The following is a 15,347-nucleotide window of genomic DNA, read 5'->3' as shown; positions in this document are numbered from 1 at the left end:
GGATCGGGGTCATCGGAGCTCCACGAGGGCGGCGAGTTCGGCGTCGGTCAGCTCGGTGAGCGCGGCCTCGCCGGAGGCCAGCACGGAGTCGGCGAGGGAGCGTTTGGCGGCCAGCATCCCGGCGATGCGGTCCTCGATGGTGCCTTCGGCGATCAGGCGGTGCACCTGGACGGGCCGTGTCTGGCCGATGCGGTAGGCGCGGTCGGTGGCCTGGTCCTCGACGGCAGGGTTCCACCAGCGGTCGTAGTGGATGACGTGGTCGGCGCGGGTGAGGTTGAGGCCGGTGCCCGCGGCCTTGAGCGACAGCAGGAACACCGGCGCCTGCCCGTCCTGGAAGCGCCGCACCATCTCCTCGCGGCGGGCGACCGGGGTGCCGCCGTGCAGCAGCTGGGTGGCCACGCCCCGGGAGGTCAGGTGCCGTTCGAGGAGCCTGGCCATGGCGACGTACTGGGTGAACACCAGCACGGCGCCGTCCTCGGCGACGATGGTGTCGACGAGCTCGTCGAGCAGCTCCAGCTTGCCTGAGCGGCCGGGCAGGCGCGGGGCGGCCTCGTGCAGGTAGTGGGCGGGGTGGTTGCAGATCTGCTTGAGCCCGGTGAGCAGCTTGACGACGAGGCCGCGCCTGGCCATGCCGCCGACGTCGCGGATCTGGGTCATGATCTCGCGTACGACGGCCTCGTACAGACCGGCCTGCTCGGTGGTGAGCGCGACGGGACGGTCGGTCTCCGTCTTGGGCGGCAGCTCGGGCGCGATGCCGGGGTCGCTCTTGCGGCGGCGCAGCAGGAACGGCCCCACCAGCCGCGACAGCCGCGTGGCCGCCTCGCCGTCGCCGGACTCGACCGGTTTGGCCCACCGCGCCCTGAACCTGCCCAGCGGCCCGAGCAGCCCCGGCGTGGTCCAGTCGAGGATGGCCCACAGCTCCGACAGGTTGTTCTCCACGGGGGTGCCGGTCAGCGCGACGCGGGCGGCGGCGGGGATCTCGCGCAGCGCCTTGGCGGTGCCGGAGGCGGGGTTCTTGACGTGCTGGGCCTCGTCGGCCACGAGCAGGCCCCAGGGATGCGCGGCCAGCCGGGCCGCGTCCAGCCGCATGGTGGCATACGTGGTCAGCACGAACCCCTCCGCGGCCAGGTCGCGGTTCGTGCCGTGGAAGCGGCGTACCGGGACGCCGGGCGCGAACCGGGTGATCTCTCGTTCCCAGTTGCCCAGCAGTGAGGCGGGACACACCACGAGCGTCGGTCCGGTGCCGGCGCGGTGCAGGTGCAGCGCGATGAGCGTGATGGTCTTGCCCAGGCCCATGTCGTCGGCCAGGCAGCCGCCCAGCCCGAGCGAGGTCATCTGGACCAGCCAGCGCAGCCCGGCCAGCTGGTAGTCGCGCAGGGTGGCGGCCAGCCCGGCAGGCGGGCCCGCGTCGGCGGGCCGGGCGAGGCGTTCGCGCAGCTCGCGCAGCCACGCGGTGGGCTCGACCGGCACCTGCTCGCCGTCGACCTCGACGGACCCGGTCAGGGCGGCGCCGAGCGCTTCGAGCCCGGTCAGCGGCTTGAGGTCGCGCTGGCGGGCCTTGCGGGCCAGGTCGGGGTCGATGAGCACCCACTGGTCGCGAAGACGCACGACGGGGCGGTGGGCCTCGGCGAGCCGGTCCATCTCGGCGGCGGTGAGCGGCTCGCCGCCGAGGGCGAGCTGCCAGTCGAAGCTGGTCAGGTGGTGCCCGCCGAGGAACGACGGCAGGTCGGACGGCGCCGGGTCGCGCTCGCCGACGACGGCGCGGGCGCTGAGGCCGCGGACGAGCGCCCGCGGCCAGTGCACCTCGACCCCGGTCGCGGCCAGGCGTTCTGCGGCGCCGGCGAGCAGGTCCTCGACGTCGCCGCCGGTGAGGGACAGCTCGTCGGGTACGGCGTTGTCGAGCAGGCGTTCCAGGCGGGGCCAGGCGCGGGCGGCTCGGCGGACGGCCAGGGTGGCCTCGATCCTGGCCCGGGGGCCGAACCCTGGGTCGTTGCCCTGCCACAGCTCGCCGGCGTCGACGACGAGGGAGGGGTCGGCGAGGCTGTGGAGCTGGACGACGGCGCGGAACTCGGAGGCGGCCAGGTCGTCGGCCTCCAGCCGCAGCGACAGCCGCACGCCGGAGTCCAGCCCGGCCGAGACCTCCTCGGCCCAGCGGCGCAGGTGCGGCACCTTGACGGGCGCGGCGGCGGCGTAGGCGGTGGTGCCGGTGGCCCGTACGGCGCCGGGCGAGCGCGGCAGGGCGTCGGCGACGGCGTCGAGGAAGGCCCGCACCAGCGGCTCCGCCTCGGCCAGCCGCACCTCACCGGACCCCACCTCACCTGGCTCCGCCTCCTCACCTGGCTCCGCCTCGGCCGGCCGCGCCTCGCTTTCCGCCTTCGCCTGCTGAGCCTCGGCCGGCCGCATCTCGCCCGGCGCCGGGTCGAGGGGGATGGTGCGGGCCTCGGCCGGCATGGCGGCGGCCAGCTCGCGGATGCGCCGCACGTCGGCCTCGTCCAGCGGCCCGGCCCGCCACGCGTCGTGGTCGCCCGCCGACACCCCGGGCAGCACCCGGCCGCGCGCGACGAGCTGGAGACCGGCGAGCGCGACCGCGCCCCAGAACCGCACCGACGGGTGGGCCGAGGCGTCCGTACGGGCCCTGGCCAGGGCGGCGACCGCCTCGCCCACCGGCACCCTGGTGGCCGGCACCGGCCGGACGACGATCGGCCCGCCCTCCTGCCCGGCCGCGGTCACGGTGTCCGCGCCGCCTGGGTCGAGGAAGGTCACATGACCGGACCTGGGCGGGTCGCCGGGTTCGAAGACTGCGGGGTACCGTGCCAGGTCCGTCAAGAGGCTCACGACCGTACAGTGTACGGCCCGGAGGGGTGTGGTTTACCACAGTTGCGCCCGGGCGCCTTCCTCATTCCCGGGCACACGTGATCGTCCATAGCCTTGTCCCCATGACTGATTGGCTGGTTGGACTGATGGAGAGCCTCGGGGCGCCAGGGGCGGGCCTGGCCATCGCGCTGGAGAACCTGTTCCCGCCGCTGCCCAGCGAGGTGATCCTGCCCTTGGCCGGCTTCACCGCCGGTATGGGCGAGATGGATCTGCTCGAGGTGCTGGTGTACACGACGCTCGGCTCGGTGCTCGGCGCCCTGGCGCTGTACTGGGTGGGGGCGTTACTGGGCCGCGAGCGCGTGCTGGCCATCGCCGCCAGGCTCCCGCTGGTGAAGGTGTCCGACATCGAGAAGACGGAGGCGTGGTTCCTGCGCCACGGGCGCAAGACGGTGTTCTTCGGCAGGATGATCCCCATCTTCCGCAGCCTCATCTCGGTGCCGGCGGGCGTGGAGCGGATGCCTATCGTGGCGTTCACGCTGCTGACGGCGGCCGGCAGCCTCATCTGGAACACGATCTTCGTCCTGGCCGGCTATTTCCTCGGCGACAACTGGTCGCTGGTGGAGGCGTACGTCGGCATCGGCACCAACGTGGTGATCGCCATGGTGGTCGCCGCGGTGCTGGTGTTCGTCGGTGTACGGGTGGCCGAGCGGCGCAAGGGGAGGCATGCGAGTCGCCGTTGAGGGGTTGCGGGTGCTGGGCGCGGTGACGCTGGGCGCCGTCACCGCGCCGGCCGAGCTGGCGTTCGTGCTGTTGACCCTGCCGTTCGCGGGCAACCCGAACGTCGCCGCGGCCGCCCGGCGGCTGGCCCTGCTGGAGGCCCGTCGCCTGCGCCTGGACCGGGCCGCGCTGGGCCCGGGCGGCCGGGCGTTGCTTTACCTGGCCGCCCGGGGCCCGGTCGGCGTGCTCGGCGGGCTGGTGGTCGCCCTGCTGGTGTACGGGTCGGTCGTCGTGGTCATGGTGGTCGCGGCGTGGGGGACCGGCCGGCCGTTCGACGGGATGTACCCGTCGGTCCCTCTGGTGGCCTATGCCGTCGTGGCCGGGATCGTGCTGCTGTTCCTGGACCTGTCCGGTCTCGTGGGGGTGCACGCGCTGGAGCGCCGGCTGGCGCTGCGGATGCTGGGCCCGGACCGTACCCTGGCGCTGGAGCGCAGGATCGCCGAGTTGGCCGAGAGCCGGGCCGGCATCGTGGCGGCGGTCGACTCCGAGCGGCGCAGGATCGAGCGGGACCTGCACGACGGGCTGCAGCAGCGCCTGGTCGCGCTGTCGATGCTGGTCGGGCGCTCCAGGCGGGGGCGGCCGGAGTTGCTGGAGCAGGCGCACCAGGAGGCGCAGCAGGCGCTGGCCGAGCTGCGCGAGGTGGCCTGGCGGGTCTACCCGAGCGGGCTGGACTCCCTCGGGCTCGGCGAGGCGCTGGCGGGTGTGGCCGAGCGGTCGGCCGTGCCGGTCAGGGTTTGGTGCGACCTGCCGCGGCGGCCGCCGACGCAGGTGGAGACGGCGGCGTACTTTGTGGTGTGCGAGGCCGTGACGAACGCCGCCAAGCACGCCGCCGCCACGCTCATCACGGTCGAGGTGCACGAGGAGGACGGGGCGGTGGTCGTACGGGTGCGTGACGACGGCGCGGGCGGCGCCAGCGCGCGCGGGGGCGGCCTGTCGGGGCTGGCCAGGCGGGTGGCGGCGCTGGACGGCGGGTTCGAGCTGAGCAGCCCGGCGGGCGGGCCGACGACGATCGTGGCGGTGCTGCCGTGCGGGTGATCCTGGCCGAGGACTCCACGCTGCTGCGCGAGGGCCTGGTCCGGCTGCTGCTGGAGGAGGGCCACGAGGTGCCGGCCGCGGTCAGCGACGGTGCGGCGCTGGTGGCGGCGGTGGCCGCGTACCGGCCTGACGTCGTGGTGGTGGACGTGCGGATGCCGCCGAGCCACACCGACGAGGGGCTGCGCGCGGCCCTGGAGATCAGGCGCCGCTGGCCTGGGGTGAAGGTGCTGGTGTTGTCGCAGTACGTGGAGAAGAGGTACGCCACCGAGCTGATGAGCGCGGACGTCGAGGGCGTCGGCTACCTGCTGAAGGACCGGGTGGCGCAGGTCGGCGACTTCCTGGACGCGCTGGAGCGGGTGGGGGCCGGGGGAGCGGCGTTCGATCCTGAGGTGGTGCGCCAGTTGCTGGCCCGCACCACGCAGGTGGATCCGCTGGCGCGGCTGACCGTGCGCGAGCGGGAGGTGCTGGAGCGGATGGCGCAGGGGCTGACCAACGCCTCGATCGCCGCGGCGCTGCACGTGTCGCAGAGCGCGGTGGAGAAGCACGTGAACTCCTTGTTCGACAAGCTGAGCCTGTCGCACGCGACCGGTTACAGCCGCCGGGTGCTGGCGGTGCTGCGCTTCCTGGAGTCCTGAACGAGCCTTGACGAATATTTTTTTCGGTGAGACGTTGGGGGCATCCCGAGAGCAAGGAGCGACCTCCCATGAGGAAGATCACCGCAGGACTGTTCATCTCACTCGACGGCGTCGTCGAGGCGCCGGAGACCTGGCACTTTCCCTACATGGACGAGGAGATGGGCCGGGCCGTCGGCGCGCAGATCCGCTCAAGCAGCGGCCCGGCGAGAACATCGGCGTCACCGGCAGCTCGACCCTGGTCGTCTCCCTGCTGCGCGACGGCCTGCTCGACGAGCTCAACCTGCTCGTCCACCCCATCGTGATCGGTAAGGGCAAGAAGCTGTTCGGCGACGTGAGCGGGCAGATCCCCCTCACGCTCACCCGTTCCGCCACCTTCGGCACCGGCGTGCTGAACCTGACCTACACGAAAGCCTGACATGCCCGCCAAAACCGCACGAAAGCCCGATATGACTGCCAAAACCGTCGCCGCCAAGCTGCTCGTCAAGCCGGAGACCGCCGTGTGGGTCTCCGATCCCGCCCACCGCCCTCTCCTCGGGCAACTGCCGGAGGGCGCCCGCCACGTGACGGACCTGAAGGAGGCGGGGGTCGCGGTCGTCTTCGCCGCCGACGCCGCCGCGGCCCGGCGCCTGCTGGAGCTCCACCGCGAACACCTCGCCGAGCCGGCCGTGCTGTGGGTGGCCTACCCCAAGGGCAACAAGGCCGACATCAACCGCGACACGCTGTGGCCGATCGTGGGCGAGTTCGGCCTGCGCCCGAACGGCCAGGTCGCGGTGGACGAGACCTGGTCGGCCCTGCGCTTCCGCCCGCCGCGGGACGGCGAGGCGCCGTTCACCGGAGGCCGGTGAACGCTCACCGCTCGTGCGTGACGGCCCGCCTGACGGAGTCCGAGCGGATCACCCGTCCCGTGCCGCGGAGCCGGATCCGCGCAGACCGGCCGAGGACCAGAAGGGGCGAGCACTCAGAAGGCCGTGTCGGTGAGGGCAGTGGAGACGTCCCACAGTGTGCGAGCAGTCTCGGGGTCCTTGGCCCATTGCCTGACGGCATGTGTTTCGTAACCGAGGTCAGTGTCGTTCGGAACGGTCGGTGCTTCGTTGCCGTTGTTCAGGTAGTGGCCTCCGGTTGAACCGAACTCGGGTGTGAGTGCGGCGACCAGAGTCGTGGCGGCACCCTGTTGCGGAGTCTTGAGCGTGATGTCGCCGGCGGCCTCGGCGGCATCCCAGGTCCGTTGAAGGTCTGGGCTGACGTGTTTCTGCAGGCCGGTCTTGATGCCGCCTGGGTTGACGGCATTGGCCACGATTCCGTCAGCGGCCCAACGTCGAGAGGCCTCCACGCAGAACAGGACGACCGCCGTCTTGGATTGGGCGTAGGCGGTCCAGGGATCGTAGGGGCGGCGTAGGAAATGCAGATCGTCGAGATCGACAGGCGCCCGCGTGTGCGCGCTGGAACTCAGACCCACGATGCGAGCGCCGTGACGCTGCGCGGCGCCGGCCGCTAGCGCGGAGTGCAGGCCGCGGGCCAAGGCGAAGTGCCCCAGGTGGTTGGTGGCGAACTGCAGCTCCCACCCTTCACGCGTACGCGACAGGGGGCCGGCCATGATGCCGGCGTTGTTGATCAGTAGGTGCAGCGGCCCCTTCCACCCGTTCACGAACCGGCCGACACTGGCGCGGTCAGCTAGATCGATCTCCGCGATGTGGACGGCGACGCTGCCGCTATCGGTCGTGATGTCCTCTGCGGCCGCGCGACCAGCATTGCTGTCGCGGACGGCGAGGGTGACGTCAGCTCCGGCGTGGGCCAGCGCCCGCGCGGTCTCGATGCCGATCCCGGCGGCGGCGCCAGTGACGATGGCTCGCAGTCCTGATAGATCGCGACCGGCGATCACGTCCTCTGCGGTGCTGGTGGCGTTGAAATCTGTCTGGATCAACTGCATGGTGTTCTCTCGTCCCTTCGATGGGTGGCAGGAGCGACTGTGCGATTTGCCGGCGCCACCCGGCGACGACGGCGGCGCGCATGGCCGGCTTCCCTCTCCTTGGGCGTCGCACCCCAAGGCGTGACAGCACGCTCAACGCAATCGGCTTGCGTTAAATCGGAACTGTATCACCATAACGCATGCTTCATGCGTTATGGTGTCCTCATGCATCGCAGGGCTCGTTCGCAGGAAGCCAAGCTGCGTCGTGCCGAGGACCTCCTGGACGCCGCGCGCACACTGGCCGCCGACCTCGGCGGAGTACGCCATGTCACGCTGGCGGCCGTCACCGAACTCGCGGGCCTGCATCCCTCCGCTGTCCGCCGCTATTTCGCCAGCAAGGAAGAACTCCTCCTCGAACTCGCCGAACGCGGCTGGCAACAATGGCGTGACCTGATCAGCGACCACCTCGCCGACGCGTACAACCTCGCTCCCGGCGAAACCGCGACAGCCGTGGCCACCACGCTGGCCGCGCAACCACTGTTCTGCGACCTGCTCACCCATGTACCGCTCAGTCTTGAGGGCGACGTCGACCTGCAACGTGCGCACCGTTTCAAGACCAACTCCTTCGCAGCCCACGACGCCATCGTCGAGACCCTGACCGCATCGGGCGTCATGACCACCGCGCAGGTACAGGACCTCATCACCGCGGCGTTGGGCATCACCGGCAGCCTCTGGCAGCTATCGCACCCCACGGCCACGCTCGCCGAGCTTTACACCCGCAACCCGCGGTGGGGCCACGTCGCACTCGACTTCCAACCCCGCCTCACGCGACTGCTGCAAGCCACCGCCGAAGGACTGGCAAGCACGGACGCCTCCCTCCGGGGAAGCCGGGGTTGAGTAACCTGCGGACAACCCCTTATCGGCGCCTGCTCCCGAACGTGACCGAGTGAACATTGCCTGCTCGTAGTCTCGTATCGCCGAGCAGGGGTCGCCGGGGTTCGTGGTGAGCGCGGCGCGATACCGGCGATCCGCAGCGGGCCCTGGGCCTCAACGCCTTCTTGATCGGAGCGAGTCCGGCGCAGCGATCTCCCTGATCGGCTCAAGTCGTAGGTCGCGTACGAACCGGGACGGCCTCGTGGAAACCGGCGATAACCAGGGCAGCTGACAAGGGCGGGACCGACGGGGTAGGGATTGGTGCGTGAGACCCGTGTACGCCGCCGCCGCGCTCGACGTGCCGGCCCCGCCGGAGCAGGTGTTCGCGCTCATCACCGACTGGCCCCGGCATCGGGAGTGGATGTTCCTGACCACCGCCGCCCAGGTGGGCGGGGACACGATCGAGGCCTACACGGGGGTGTGGCCGTTCGGGTTCCTGGACACGATGACGATCACCCATTGGGAGCCGCCCGCGCTCGTGCGGGTGGAGCACACCGGCCGGGTGGTGCGCGGCCGGGGCGCGATCCGGGTGCGTCCGCGCGCGGGCGGCTGCCAGGTCATCTGGGCGGAGGAGCTGCGCCTGCCGTTCGGCCCGCTGGGGCGCGCGTTGTGGCCGCTGGCCCGCCCTGTGGTCATCGCCCTCACCCGCCGCTCCCTCCGCAAACTCGCCACCCTGACCAGACCCTGAGCAGCGCCCCCACGCCTTGGAAGCAGCGCCGATCGTGCCCTGGGTGCCGTCGGCCGCGCTTTGAGCCACCCTGGCCGCGCCCTGAACAGAGCCGATCGGCCTTGGGCGGCCCTGGTCACTTCCGAGCAGCGCCGCGACCTCAGCAGCGTCACAGTGTGGGTTGGAGGCGTGCGGTGCCTGGGCCGGACAGGGCTGCGGGGGCCGTTGAGCGGCCGGTGGCCAGCAGGAGGAGGTCGCCGGCCGGGCCGCGTATGTCGTCGGGGCCCTGGCCCGACGACCAGTCCAGGTCGGTGGCGATGAGCCGCGTGCCGTCCAGACGCCGGCGGGCGCCGTAGAAGCGGCTGCCGAGGACGTAGTCGAGCGCGACCGTGACCGCCGCGACGGGCATCGGGCGCACGCGGCCGAGCGGACGGGCGATGTCCTGTCCGTGGACGAGCGCGTCGACCAACGGGTCGAGTGGCCCCGCGCCCGGGGCGCGGCGGGCTGATCCGGCGCTCTGGCGGATCTGCGCGACGAGCTCCGCGGGGGTGAACCTGGCGGCCCGGGTCCGCGCCTGTACGGCGACCATCTTGTTGAAGTCGCCGCCCGCGCGGATCACGCCGCCGAGCATGCCGAGGAACGTCGAGCGGGTCGACAGGGTCAGGTGCGCGGCGACGTCGTGCACGGTCCAGCCCGGGCACAGGGAGCCGGTCCGCCACTCCTGGCCGGAGAGGTCGTCGAGGAGATCGGCGAGGCCGAGCCGTTCGGCCTCCACCAGCGTGGTGATCTCATGGGGGTTCATGTCCATCTCCTGGTCGCTCATGTGGCGTGATGACGGGTGGCCGCGCATGGCACGCGGCCGTGTGCTGCGGCGGGCAACGGGCCGCGCGGCGCGGGGTCCTCAGGGCTGCGGGCCCGGCTCCGGGACGGCGGCAGCTGTCAGGGCTGTCGGTTCGGGTTCGGGGCTGCGGGTTGGAGGGCGGCCATGCGGCGGCGCAGGTGGGCGCGTTCGGGTTCGGAGCCGGCCAGGTCGAGCGCTTCGCGGTAGGCCGCCGCCGCCTCGGCGAAGCGGCCGAGCCGCTGCAGCAGGTCCGCGCGGGCGGCCGGATAGGGGCTGTACGCGCGGAGCGGCGCCTCCCCGGCCAGCCCGTCGAGCAGCGCCAGGCCGGCCTCGGGCCCGTCGCGCAGTGCCACCGCCGCGGCCCGGTTGAGCTCGACGACGGGGGAGGGCATGAGGGCGAGCAGCACGTCGTAGAGCGCCACGATCTGGGGCCAGTCGGTGGTGGCGACGTCCGCGGCCTCGTCGTGCAGCGCGGCGATCGCGGCCTGCACGCCGTACGGGCCGGGCGGGCCGCCGGTCAGCGCGGCGCGTACCAGTTCACGGCCTTCCTCGATCATCGTGGGGTCCCAGCGGCCGCGGTCCTGCTCGTCGAGCAGCACGAGGTCGCCGGCGGGCCCGGTGCGGGCGTCGCGCCGTGCGTGGATCAGCAGCATCAGCCCGAGCAGGCCCGCGACCTCGCGTTCGGCGGGCAGCAGGCGGCGCAGGATGCGCGCCAGCCTGATGGCCTCCTCGGCGAGGTCGAGCCGCTGCAGGTCAGGGCCGGAGCTGGCCGCGTACCCCTCGGTGAAGATCGAGTAGATGACCTGGAGCACGCCGGGCAGGCGGGCAGGGAGTTCGCCGGCGTCGGGTACGCGAAACGGGATGCGGGCCTCGCGGATCTTCTTCTTGACCCGGACGATGCGCTTGCCCATCGTGGCCGGCGGCACCAGGAAGGCGCGCGCGACCTCGGGTGTCGTCAGTCCCGCGAGGCAGCGCAGCATGAGCGCTCCGCGATCGCCTGCGGGCAGCGCCGGGTGAGCGCAGGTGAAGAACAGCCGCAGGCGTTCGTCGGGCAGGTCGTCGCCATCGTCGCAGGCGGGGGCGGCGCGGTCGGCCTCCACCTGCAGGATGGCGAGCCGCGCGGCGTACGCCTTGTCCCGCCGCAGCCGGTCGACGGCCCGGCGCCGGGCGGTCGTCATCAGCCACGCGCCGGGTTTGGGCGGTACGCCGTCGACCGGCCAGTGCGCCAGCGCGGCCTCGATCGCCTCGGAGGCGACGTCCTCGGCCAGGTCGAGGTCGCCGAAGCGCCGTACGAGGGAGGCGAGCAGCCGGCCGCGCTCCTCGCGGAACATGGCCTCCACCGACGCCTGCGCGCCTGTCCCGTCAGGCTGGTCGGTCATGGCGGTCAGGCCCCGAACTCGGCGACGGGCCGTACGACGATCGAGCCGCCGCCGCGCGCGCCGGGGCAGCGGGCCGCCCAGTCGAGGGCGACGTCGAGATCGGGCACGTCGATGACGTAGTAGCCGCCGAGGACCTCGCGTGTCTCGGCGAACGGCCCGTCGACGACGGTCCGCTCGCCCGCCGGCCCGACGCGTACCGTCGTGGCGGTGGTCAGGTCCGCGAGGGAGTGCCCGGCGACCCAGATCCCCGCCTCGTGGACGGCCTTGTCGTAGGCCGTCCAGTCGTCGATCGTGCACCCGTCCGCCGTCGCGCCGGAATCCTCGGTGGCGGCGCTGTGGATCATCAGCATGTACTTCATGGCGCGGCTCCCTGTCTGCGCTGGTGTGACCCGTGATGTCGCGAGCGACCGGGTCACCCTACGCAAAGGACAACGAATGGGAGACGTCCCTTTGGACACATGGACGAGCGGCATTTCGGTGACGTCCGCTCCGGCGCGGGTCAGTCGGTGCCGGACTCCATCGCGGCGTGATCGAGCAGCTCGTCGTCGGGGACCGTGCCGGTGGAGGCGATCGTCTCGGCGCCGCCTCGGGGCATCGCGCCGATCAGGCCGGTCGCGGTGGCCTGCGCGGCGCCGATCAGCGTCGGGTGGGGGCTGCCGACCAGGCCGATCGCGGCGTACTGCTCCAGCTTGGCGCGGGAGTCGGCGATGTCGAGGTTGCGCATGGTGAGCTGGCCGATGCGGTCGACCGGCCCGAACGCGGAGTCCTCGGTGCGTTCCATGGAGAGCTTGTCCGGGTGGTAGCTGAACGCCGGCCCGCAGGTGTCCAGGATGGAGTAGTCCTCGCCGCGCCGCAGCCGCAGGGTGACCTCGCCGGTGACCGCCGCTCCGACCCAGCGCTGCAGCGACTCGCGCACCATCAGCGCCTGGGGGTCCAGCCAGCGGCCTTCGTAGAGCAGGCGGCCCAGGCGGCGGCCTTCGTGGTGGTAGGCGGCGAGGGTGTCCTCGTTGTGGATGGCGTTGACCAGCCGCTCGTAGGCCGCGTACAGCAACGCCATGCCGGGCGCCTCGTAGATGCCGCGGCTCTTGGCCTCGATGACGCGGTTCTCGATCTGGTCGGACATGCCCAGGCCGTGCCGGCCGCCGATGGCGTTGGCCTCCAGCACCAGGTCGACGTCGGAGGCGAACTCCTTGCCGTTGATCGTCACCGGGCGGCCCCGCTCGAAGCGGATCGTGACGTCCTCGGTGGCGATCTCGACGGCGGGGTCCCAGAACCGCACGCCCATGATCGGCTCGACCAGCTCGATGCCGGCGTCGAGGTGCTCCAGGGCCTTGGCCTCGTGGGTGGCGCCCCAGATGTTGGCGTCGGTGGAGTAGGCCTTCTCGGTGCTGTCGCGGTAGGGCAGGTCGCGGGCGAGCAGCCACTCCGACATCTCCTTGCGGCCGCCGAGCTCGCTGACGAAGCCGGCGTCCAGCCACGGCTTGTAGATCCGCAGGGCGGGGTTGGCGAGCAGGCCGTAACGGTAGAACCGCTCGATGTCGTTGCCCTTGAAGGTGGAGCCGTCGCCCCAGATGCGTACGCCGTCCTCGAGCATCGCGCGTACCAGCAGGGTGCCGGTGACGGCCCGCCCGAGCGGGGTGGTGTTGAAGTAGGCGCGGCCACCTGAGCGGACGTGGAACGCCCCGCAGGCCAGGGCGGCGAGCCCTTCCTCGACGAGGGCGGAGCGGCAGTCGACCAGCCGGGCGAGCTCGGCGCCGTAGGCGGTGGCGCGGCCGGGCACCGAGGCGATGTCGGGCTCGTCGTACTGGCCGATGTCGGCGGTGTAGGTGCACGGCACTGCACCTTTCTCGCGCATCCACGCGACCGCTACCGACGTGTCGAGGCCGCCGGAGAAGGCGATGCCGACACGTTCACCGACAGGCAGGGAGGTGAGTACCTTAGACACGAGTAGAAGTATATACATACCCATGCATGACCATGCAACATCCGGGACCCCGCGAGTCGTGGGACCCCGGACAGGTCAGATGATCGACGTGACCGATGACGTGCCGAACTGTGTCATTCTCGCGCCAGCCATGATCACCGTCGTCAGGCTCATGACGGTCTCCTTGCACGCGTGTCCGAAGTGCGCGCCTGCGCTCCGGCTCCGTGCAGAGCCACCTAGCTCCGCACGTGCCTGTCCTGCGGGGAGTGGGTGGGAAGCAGGGGCCCGTTCAGCTACATGACCGACTCTCTAGGCGTCGCGGCGCAGCGTGAACCAGAAGGTCGGCACCGAGTTGGTGCCCGGTGTGACGTCGAGTAGTTCCCAGCCGGCGAACCTGGCGCGGAGTTCGTCGGGCGTGACGCCCGCCGCCCACGACGTGACCTCGGGGATGGGATTGCCGAGCGGCTCGGGGCCGTACCCGAACATCAGCAGCCGTGCTCCGGGAGCGGCGCGGTGGGTGAGCCCGGCGGCGTAGGCGTCGCGGCGGTGCAGCGGGATCCCGCAATAGCAGCTCAGGTCGAAGAACAGGTCGAAGGGACCGGGCGCGTCCAGCTCGTCGAGGCGGGTGGCGTCTCCGTGCAGCAGCCGTACCGCCGCTCCCGCCGCCTCGGCCTTCTCCCTGGCCTGGTCGACGGCGCGGTCGATCAGGTCGACGGCCGCCACCTCCCAGCCGTGCCGTGCGAGGTAGATGGCGTTGGCTGGGCTGGCATCGCCACTTCGGCCCCGTTTCCGGCTCCGACCCCAAAATCAAAGACAAGCTGGAGCAGTACTCGCTGGCGGTGTTGGCCCCCGAGTAGGAAACGTCCGGTGAACCGGGGTTACTGTCACATCTGTTGACAGTGGTGGTTCATGATGGGTCGGGTGCTCTGCTGACGGATGGAGGAGCGGCTCCGATTTGATCGTGGAGAGTTTGTTCATGGCGTTGCCGGTTTTGACCGCGGAGCAGCGGGCGCAGGCGTTGGAGAAGGCTGCGGCGGCGCGGAAGGCGCGCGGGGAACTGTTGGAGGGGCTGCGTTCGGGTGGGTGGCTTGGGCGAGCTGCAACGTCAGCGGTTGCTGTCGTCGATCAGGGCCTGACCAGAGCTGGCAGGGCCCTGGAGGCGGATGTTGGCCGCCTGCTCACGCACTCGCCGTGACATGGTGAGGTGGCGGTAGATGGTGGGGCGGGTGACGCCGAATTCGTCGGCGATCTGCTGGACGGTGTAGCGGCGCTTGCCGTCCTCGGTCTTCTCCTCATACATCTACCGGGCGAGCTTCACCTGGCGGGGCCCGAGCTTGGGTTTCTGGCCGCCGGTGCGGCCGCGGGCGCGGGCGGCCTCCAGGCCGTCCATCGTCCGCTCCGACATGAGGGCGTGTTCGAACTCGGCGATCGCGCCGAGGATCTGGAAGAACATCCGGCCGATGGCGGTGGAGGTGTCGATGCCCTGGTCCAGCACCACCAGGTCGACGCCGCGCTCCTGTAGCTGCTTGGACAGCGCGATGAGGTGTTCCAGTGACCGGCCGAGCCGGTCCAGCTTGGTGACCACGAGCTGGTCCCCCGGCCGGAGCACGAGCAGGGCCTTGTCGAGTTCTGGGCGGCGGGCGAGTTTCCCCGACGCCTTGTCGATGAAGATCTGCTCGCAGCCGGCCTGCGGGTGGGTACGGGCGTAGTTGAGCCCGGCGGCGACGCAGGCCGCGATGATCCGAAAGACGCCGAGTGCTCCTCGTCTCCAGCAGATCTCCGTCACATGCTTCAGGTCGTGGTCGTCTCGTACTGCGGGCGACCGGTGGTGCGGTAGGTCTGGATCGTTAGCCCCTTTGGGGTGGACTGCAAGTCGACCAGCTCGAGTCCTATGTCCGGGCCGGTGGCGGGGAAGAGCCGCGTGCCCTGGCCGACGACCACGGGATAGGTGAGCAGTACGATCTCGTCGACCAGGCGCTGGTCGAGCAGCCAGCGGATCAGGGTGCCACTGCCCCACACTTGCAGCGCACCGCCCGGCTGGGCTCTCAGCTCGCCGATGGCGCCCGCGATGTCACCGGACAGCACGGTCGTGTCCGCCCATTGCGGGTCGGCGAGCGTGGTCGAGGCGACGTACTTGGGCCGCGTGTTCAACGCCTCTCCGACGGGGTTGCCCGGATCCATGCCTGCTCCCCAGGAGCCGGCGAAGATCTCGTAGGTCCGCCGGCCGAACAGGAACGCGTCGGCGCGCTGGAAGGCCTGGCTGATGAAAGTCGAGGCCCCGTCGTCGAGCAGTGGTGGGGCCCATCCGAAGCGCTCGAATCCGCCGCTGCCATCCTGGTCCGGCGCGCCGGCTTCGCGCCGGGTCTCTGCATCAATCCGTCGATGTCCCTGCGTCACTCCATCGACGGAGACGTTCGTGACGGTCGTCAGTTTCAT

Annotated in this window: 17 protein-coding genes and 1 pseudogene; 8 read left to right on the top strand and 10 right to left on the bottom strand. The window is 71.4% G+C overall.

The features are described from left to right. Nucleotides 1-9: 9 nt before the first annotated feature. Nucleotides 10-2,835: a DEAD/DEAH box helicase gene (locus ITP53_RS31185; RefSeq protein WP_328816332.1), complete on the bottom strand. Its 2,826-nt coding sequence runs from the start codon at nucleotides 2,833-2,835 to the stop codon at nucleotides 10-12. 101 nt (nucleotides 2,836-2,936) lie between these two features. On the opposite strand from ITP53_RS31185, the gene ITP53_RS31180 reads away from it, so the two are divergent. The 5 genes from ITP53_RS31180 to ITP53_RS31160 are packed head-to-tail and all read left to right on the top strand — an operon-like array spanning nucleotide 2,937 to nucleotide 6,106. Then, nucleotides 2,937-3,554 (top strand): DedA family protein, encoded by a 618-nt coding sequence (locus ITP53_RS31180; RefSeq protein WP_195899036.1) that lies wholly within the window; start codon nucleotides 2,937-2,939, stop codon nucleotides 3,552-3,554. Then, entirely contained in the window at nucleotides 3,538-4,626 is a 1,089-nt protein-coding gene (locus tag ITP53_RS31175; protein WP_195899035.1) for a sensor histidine kinase, read from the top strand. The genes ITP53_RS31180 and ITP53_RS31175 overlap by 17 nt, the downstream gene beginning before the upstream one ends. After that, on the top strand, nucleotides 4,617-5,261 hold the full coding sequence (locus ITP53_RS31170; protein WP_195899034.1) for a response regulator: 645 nt from the start codon (nucleotides 4,617-4,619) through the stop codon (nucleotides 5,259-5,261). The genes ITP53_RS31175 and ITP53_RS31170 overlap by 10 nt, the downstream gene beginning before the upstream one ends. Before the next feature lie 34 nt (nucleotides 5,262-5,295). Further along, entirely contained in the window at nucleotides 5,296-5,676 is a 381-nt protein-coding gene (locus tag ITP53_RS31165) for a dihydrofolate reductase family protein (RefSeq protein WP_236051361.1), read from the top strand. Nucleotides 5,677-5,707: 31 nt separating this feature from the next. Next, nucleotides 5,708-6,106 (top strand): hypothetical protein, encoded by a 399-nt coding sequence (locus ITP53_RS31160; protein WP_195899033.1) that lies wholly within the window; start codon nucleotides 5,708-5,710, stop codon nucleotides 6,104-6,106. Nucleotides 6,107-6,219: 113 nt separating this feature from the next. Here the strand turns inward: ITP53_RS31160 and ITP53_RS31155 are convergent, their stop codons facing one another. After that, a complete protein-coding gene (locus ITP53_RS31155) occupies nucleotides 6,220-7,188 on the bottom strand; it encodes an SDR family NAD(P)-dependent oxidoreductase (RefSeq protein WP_195899032.1) in 969 nt (322 codons plus the stop codon). A gap of 204 nt (nucleotides 7,189-7,392) precedes the next feature. On the opposite strand from ITP53_RS31155, the gene ITP53_RS31150 reads away from it, so the two are divergent. Further along, nucleotides 7,393-8,064: a TetR family transcriptional regulator gene (locus ITP53_RS31150; protein ID WP_195899031.1), complete on the top strand. Its 672-nt coding sequence runs from the start codon at nucleotides 7,393-7,395 to the stop codon at nucleotides 8,062-8,064. 301 nt (nucleotides 8,065-8,365) lie between these two features. Beyond that, nucleotides 8,366-8,788, top strand: a complete 423-nt coding sequence (locus ITP53_RS31145; RefSeq protein ID WP_328816328.1) for an SRPBCC family protein — start codon at nucleotides 8,366-8,368, stop codon at nucleotides 8,786-8,788. Between the two features lie 148 nt (nucleotides 8,789-8,936). Here ITP53_RS31145 and ITP53_RS31140 read toward each other — a convergent pair whose 3' ends face one another. The 5 genes from ITP53_RS31140 to ITP53_RS31120 form a co-directional block, all read right to left on the bottom strand. Beyond that, the gene (locus ITP53_RS31140) at nucleotides 8,937-9,590 is read right to left on the bottom strand and encodes a maleylpyruvate isomerase family mycothiol-dependent enzyme (RefSeq protein WP_207756645.1); all 654 of its coding nucleotides are present in this window, start codon (nucleotides 9,588-9,590) and stop codon (nucleotides 8,937-8,939) included. Nucleotides 9,591-9,706: 116 nt separating this feature from the next. Continuing rightward, entirely contained in the window at nucleotides 9,707-10,987 is a 1,281-nt protein-coding gene (locus ITP53_RS31135) for an RNA polymerase sigma factor (protein WP_195899030.1), read from the bottom strand. 5 nt (nucleotides 10,988-10,992) lie between these two features. Then, entirely contained in the window at nucleotides 10,993-11,346 is a 354-nt protein-coding gene (locus ITP53_RS31130) for a YciI family protein (RefSeq protein WP_195899029.1), read from the bottom strand. Between the two features lie 140 nt (nucleotides 11,347-11,486). Beyond that, nucleotides 11,487-12,932, bottom strand: a complete 1,446-nt coding sequence (gene argG / locus ITP53_RS31125) for an argininosuccinate synthase (protein ID WP_195899028.1) — start codon at nucleotides 12,930-12,932, stop codon at nucleotides 11,487-11,489. 288 nt (nucleotides 12,933-13,220) lie between these two features. After that, nucleotides 13,221-13,634: a hypothetical protein gene (locus tag ITP53_RS31120; RefSeq protein ID WP_407941331.1), complete on the bottom strand. Its 414-nt coding sequence runs from the start codon at nucleotides 13,632-13,634 to the stop codon at nucleotides 13,221-13,223. A gap of 253 nt (nucleotides 13,635-13,887) precedes the next feature. On the opposite strand from ITP53_RS31120, the pseudogene ITP53_RS31115 reads away from it, so the two are divergent. After that, nucleotides 13,888-13,995, top strand: a pseudogene (locus tag ITP53_RS31115) (integration host factor, actinobacterial type); the annotation flags it as partial. Between the two features lie 21 nt (nucleotides 13,996-14,016). On the opposite strand, the gene ITP53_RS56285 reads toward ITP53_RS31115, so the two are convergent. The 3 genes from ITP53_RS56285 to ITP53_RS31105 are packed head-to-tail and all read right to left on the bottom strand — an operon-like array spanning nucleotide 14,017 to nucleotide 15,347. Continuing rightward, nucleotides 14,017-14,211, bottom strand: a complete 195-nt coding sequence (locus ITP53_RS56285) for a helix-turn-helix domain-containing protein (RefSeq protein ID WP_207756643.1) — start codon at nucleotides 14,209-14,211, stop codon at nucleotides 14,017-14,019. Next, a complete protein-coding gene (locus ITP53_RS31110) occupies nucleotides 14,212-14,697 on the bottom strand; it encodes a recombinase family protein (RefSeq protein WP_207756642.1) in 486 nt (161 codons plus the stop codon). Nucleotides 14,698-14,702: 5 nt separating this feature from the next. Then, a complete protein-coding gene (locus tag ITP53_RS31105) occupies nucleotides 14,703-15,347 on the bottom strand; it encodes a dihydrofolate reductase family protein (protein WP_195899027.1) in 645 nt (214 codons plus the stop codon).

Origin of the sequence: Nonomuraea cypriaca (genome assembly GCF_015645445.1) — a bacterium.
Classification (GTDB): domain Bacteria; phylum Actinomycetota; class Actinomycetes; order Streptosporangiales; family Streptosporangiaceae; genus Nonomuraea; species Nonomuraea cypriaca.
The sequence above is the reverse complement of the archived record's forward strand: the minus strand, read 5'-3'. Positions and strand labels throughout refer to the sequence as shown.

What these genes read in the sequence shown, in the direction of transcription:
- ITP53_RS31150 (WP_195899031.1), top strand. Translation starts at nt 7,393, where the DNA reads ATGCATCGCAGGGCTCGTTCGCAGGAAGCCAAGCTGCGTCGTGCCGAG.
- ITP53_RS31105 (WP_195899027.1), bottom strand. Translation starts at nt 15,347, where the DNA reads ATGAAACTGACGACCGTCACGAACGTCTCCGTCGATGGAGTGACGCAG.
- ITP53_RS31130 (WP_195899029.1), bottom strand. Translation starts at nt 11,346, where the DNA reads ATGAAGTACATGCTGATGATCCACAGCGCCGCCACCGAGGATTCCGGC.
- ITP53_RS31135 (WP_195899030.1), bottom strand. Translation starts at nt 10,987, where the DNA reads ATGACCGACCAGCCTGACGGGACAGGCGCGCAGGCGTCGGTGGAGGCC.
- ITP53_RS56285 (WP_207756643.1), bottom strand. Translation starts at nt 14,211, where the DNA reads ATGTATGAGGAGAAGACCGAGGACGGCAAGCGCCGCTACACCGTCCAG.
- ITP53_RS31160 (WP_195899033.1), top strand. Translation starts at nt 5,708, where the DNA reads ATGACTGCCAAAACCGTCGCCGCCAAGCTGCTCGTCAAGCCGGAGACC.
- ITP53_RS31140 (WP_207756645.1), bottom strand. Translation starts at nt 9,590, where the DNA reads ATGAGCGACCAGGAGATGGACATGAACCCCCATGAGATCACCACGCTG.
- ITP53_RS31175 (WP_195899035.1), top strand. Translation starts at nt 3,538, where the DNA reads ATGCGAGTCGCCGTTGAGGGGTTGCGGGTGCTGGGCGCGGTGACGCTG.
- ITP53_RS31155 (WP_195899032.1), bottom strand. Translation starts at nt 7,188, where the DNA reads ATGCAGTTGATCCAGACAGATTTCAACGCCACCAGCACCGCAGAGGAC.
- ITP53_RS31180 (WP_195899036.1), top strand. Translation starts at nt 2,937, where the DNA reads ATGACTGATTGGCTGGTTGGACTGATGGAGAGCCTCGGGGCGCCAGGG.